The organism is uncultured Fretibacterium sp. (assembly GCF_938040765.1).
Classification (GTDB): Bacteria; Synergistota; Synergistia; order Synergistales; family Aminobacteriaceae; genus CAJPSE01.
Map to the genome: position 1 here is coordinate 1 of NZ_CALIAA010000089.1, position 3,879 is coordinate 3,879.

Genomic DNA, 3,879 nt, shown 5'->3' on the forward strand with positions numbered 1-3,879 from the left:
TGCGGGCCGATCGGCCTCAGGATAGCGGCGTGGGGGATGGGGGCGAAGCCCCCATGTAGTTTTTGTCGGTAGTTTTTGTCTATAGTTTTTTGTCTGGATTTTCGACTTTGGAGGGATCGTTTTGGAGAAGTATCACGTTGCGGACATGAAGTTGGCGGAGCACGGCTGGAACAAGATCGTGTGGGCTTGGCAGTACATGCCGTCGCTCCAGTTCCTGTACAACAAGTACAAGGAGGCTCAGCCCTTCAAGGGGGCGACGATCGCCGCCTGCCTTCATCTGGAGGCGAAGACGGCCAATCTGCTGCTGACCCTCTCCCATCTGGGGGCGACGGTCGCCGCCTGCGGCAGCAATCCGCTGTCCACTCAGGACGACATCTGTGCGGCCCTTGCGGACAAGGGCGTGCACGTCTACAGCCACCGGGGCATGACCACGGAGGAGTACTTCGGTTACGTGCGCACCGTCTTGGGGTATAAGCCGAACGTCATCGTGGACGACGGGGCCGACCTCGTGGCCACGATCCACCAGGAGATGCCGGAGCTGATCCCGGGCATCCTGGGAGGTTCGGAGGAGACGACCTCCGGTGTCAAGCGCCTGAGGGCCATGGCGAACGAGGGCGTTCTGAAGTTCCCCATGATCGCGGTCAACGACGCGCTCAGCAAGTACCTGTTCGACAACCGTTACGGGACGGGACAGTCGGTGTGGGACGGCTTCGTTCGCACCACGAACATGGTGGTGGCGGGCAAGACGGTCGTCGTGGTCGGCTACGGCTGGTGCGGGCGGGGCGTTGCCATGCGGGCGGCCGGACTGGGCGCCAGGGTGATCGTGACGGAGGTCGATCCGCACAAGGCCTGCGAGGCCTTGATGGACGGCTTCGACGTGATGAGCATGGAGGAGGCGTCCCGGGTCGGGGATATCTTCCTGACCCTGACGGGCAACATCCACGTGCTCCGCAAAGAGCATTTCGAGCTGATGAAGAACGGCGCCGTGCTGGGCAACGCGGGGCACTTCGACGTGGAGATCAGCAAGCCGGACCTCGCGGCCCTGGCGGACCATGTGGAGCATCTGCGCGACAACATCGACACCCACGTCCTGAAGGACGGCCGCAGGCTGAACCTGCTGGGCGAGGGGCGCCTGACGAACCTTGCCTGTGCGGACGGTCACCCCATCGAGATCATGGACCTGAGCTTCTCGCTTCAGCTGGAGTCCGCGCTGCACGTCTACACCCACAAGATGGCCCCCGGTCTGTATTCCGTGCCCGAGGAGACGGACCGCGCCGTCATGGAGTCGAAGCTGGCGGCCCTGGGCATCAAAATCGACACGATGACGGAGGAGCAGGTCGAGTATATGAAAAGCTGGGTAGAATGAATCCATTTCGAAATCACCCGTATACTGCGTTGTTTTTGCTCGCCTCGCTCAACGTACTTTTTTGTACGCCGTCACTTCGGCTCGCAAAAGCCGCCTTGTCTACGGATGATTTGGAAATGGATTAGCAAACTGCATCTCTTGGGGTGGATTTGGCGATAGAGGAGGCATTCGAGATGGCGACGCTGTTTAAGGATGTGCTGATGCTGGACGGGGGAGGGGAACGGGCGAAGCGTGGGCACCTGCTTGTCTCCAAGGGAAGGATCGCCCAGGTCCTGGATGTCGGCGAGACGCCGCCGGGGGCGGACAAGGTCGTGGCCGGACATGGGCGAATGGCCGTGCTGCCCGGCTTCGTCAACGCGCACACCCATGCGGCCATGACGCTCCTGAGGGGGCTCGGCGAGGAAGCGCCCCTGATGGAATGGCTGCAGAAAAAGATCTGGCCCGTTGAGGAAAAGCTGACGTCCGATTACATCTATTGGGGGACCCTGTCGGCCATCCTGGAGATGCTGGCCTGCGGGACGACCTGTTTTGCCGATATGTACTTCGAGATGGACCGCGTGGCCGAGGCGGCCCTGCAATCGGGCATCCGCGCGGCGCTTTGCCGCGGCATCACGGCGGGGCCTCCCGGCAAGGTACAGCGTTCTTTGAAGGAGAACCTGGAACTTGCGGAGCGCTGGCATGGGCGGGAGGGGCTGTTGACCGTCCAGCTTGGGCCCCACGCGCCCTATACCGTTCCCGTCGAGGATATGGAGACGATCGTCGGGACGGCCCGGGAGCGCGGGCTGGGGGTGCATTTCCATTTCCTGGAGACGGAGTGGGAGCTGAACTACATCCGAGACGAGCTCAAGATGGACCCGGAGCGGTACCTCGAGGCGATGGGGCTGCTCTCGAACCCCGGGACGGTGCTGGCCCACGCGGTCTGGCTGGACCCGTCCAGTGCGGAGCGTCTGGACCTCTCCCATGTGACGCTGGTCCACAATCCCTGCAGCAACCTCAAGCTGGGCAGCGGGGTCATGCCCCTTCAGTCGTGGCTGGGACGGGACGTCGGCCTTGCCCTCGGCACGGACGGCGCGTCCAGCAACAACCGCCTGGACATCTGGGAGGAGATGCGGACCGCCGCGTTGCTTCATAAAGGGGTGGGCCGGGACCCCACCTGCGTCCCCGCACTGGACGTGCTGCGCATGGCGACCTACGAGGGGGCGCGGGCGTTCGGCTTCACCCGGAAGGGCATGATCCGAGAGGGCTGGGTGGCGGACCTCGTCCTGGTGGACCTGGACCGGCCGCACTACATCGGGGCGGACGAGGAGAACCTGGCGATGTACGTCGTCTATGCGGGGAGCTCCGCCGATGTCGTCGGGACGATGGTGAACGGAAAGTGGCTCTACCGCGGCGGGGACTACCCCACGCTCGACAGCCGGGAGGTCGTGCAGAAGGCCCGGGAGGCCCGGGAGGCCATAACCCGTTGAGCGGCGATAGCGTGTGAACGAGATAAAAGGCGGCCCTTCCCCTCAGGCGGGAGGGGCCGCCTTTTCTGGATGTCCGGCCCTCCCGGCCACGTATCCGGTGCTCCAGCAGATCTGGAGGTTGAACCCGCCCGAGGGGCCGTTCAGGTCCAGGACCTCTCCGGCAAAGTAGAGGTTGTCGCAGAGCTTCGAGCGCATCGTCCCGGGTTCTATTTCCCTCAGGGACACCCCGCCGCGGGTGACGATGGCGTGGTTGAAGCCCCAGAGTCCGTTGACGGTCAGGACGATGTTCTTCAGCAGGGTCGCGAGGTCCGATTGCTCCTCCGGGGAGACGTAGGCCGCGGGCTTGTCCGATGGGACGTCCGAGAGCTCCAGGATCAGCGGGATGAGCGGCCCCGGAACAAGATCACGCAGCGCTCCTGCGAAGAGGCGGTCGTGGTGCTTCTCGAAGTCGCGCACCACGCGGTCCGAGAGCTGCCGCAGGTCCAGCGCCGGCTTCAAATCGATGGAAAACCGCACCGTTCCCCTGGCCATCCAGTCGGGGATGCGGGAGCTGAGCTCCATGACGATGGGGCCGCTGACCCCGAAGTTCGTGAACTCCATCTCCCCGAAGCGTTCCTCGGCCTTCTCCCCGTTCACCGTCACGGTAAGGCGGACGTTGCGCAGGTTGTAGCCCCGCGCCAGCTTGACCCAGGTTTCCTGCGTCCTGACGGGGACGAGGGCCGGGGTCGGCTCCACCACCGTATGCCCCGCCTGGGCCGCGAAGCGGTAGCCGTCCCCCGTGGACCCCGTCCTGGGGTAGGATTTTCCGCCCGTCGTCACGATGTAGCGCTCGGCCTCCAGCTCCTCGATCGCCGTGACGAGGCGTTCGACGCGCCCGTTCCTGATCTTCAGCGAGCGGACCGGCGACTCCCTCAGGATGCGCACCCCGCCCTTCTTGCAGAGGATCAGGAGGGCGTCCAGAACGCGCTGTCCCCCGCCCTCGGCGGGGAAGACCCGCCCCCCTCGTTCCGTCACCGCCCGAATCCCGAGAGAATTGAAGAACTCGAT

Annotated in this window: 3 protein-coding genes; 2 read left to right on the top strand and 1 reads right to left on the bottom strand. The window is 64.4% G+C overall.

Annotated features, from left to right (window positions below; translation table 11 throughout):
* The first annotated feature begins 121 nt into the window (after positions 1–121).
* Together Q0176_RS03355 and Q0176_RS03360 are read left to right on the top strand one after the other, a co-directional pair.
* Positions 122–1,366, top strand: coding sequence for an adenosylhomocysteinase (locus tag Q0176_RS03355; protein ID WP_299299218.1), 1,245 nt, complete (start codon positions 122–124; stop codon positions 1,364–1,366).
* A 173-nt stretch (positions 1,367–1,539) separates the two neighbouring features.
* Positions 1,540–2,832: an amidohydrolase gene (locus Q0176_RS03360; protein ID WP_299299220.1), complete on the top strand. Its 1,293-nt coding sequence runs from the start codon at positions 1,540–1,542 to the stop codon at positions 2,830–2,832.
* 42 nt (positions 2,833–2,874) lie between these two features.
* Here Q0176_RS03360 and Q0176_RS03365 read toward each other — a convergent pair.
* A partial coding sequence (locus Q0176_RS03365) for an aminoacetone oxidase family FAD-binding enzyme (protein WP_299299222.1) occupies positions 2,875–3,879 on the bottom strand: 1,005 nt, incomplete at its 5' end.

Coding starts and splice junctions, on each gene's coding strand:
- Q0176_RS03360 (WP_299299220.1), top strand. CDS start 1,540: ATGGCGACGCTGTTTAAGGATGTGCTGATGCTGGACGGGGGAGGGGAA.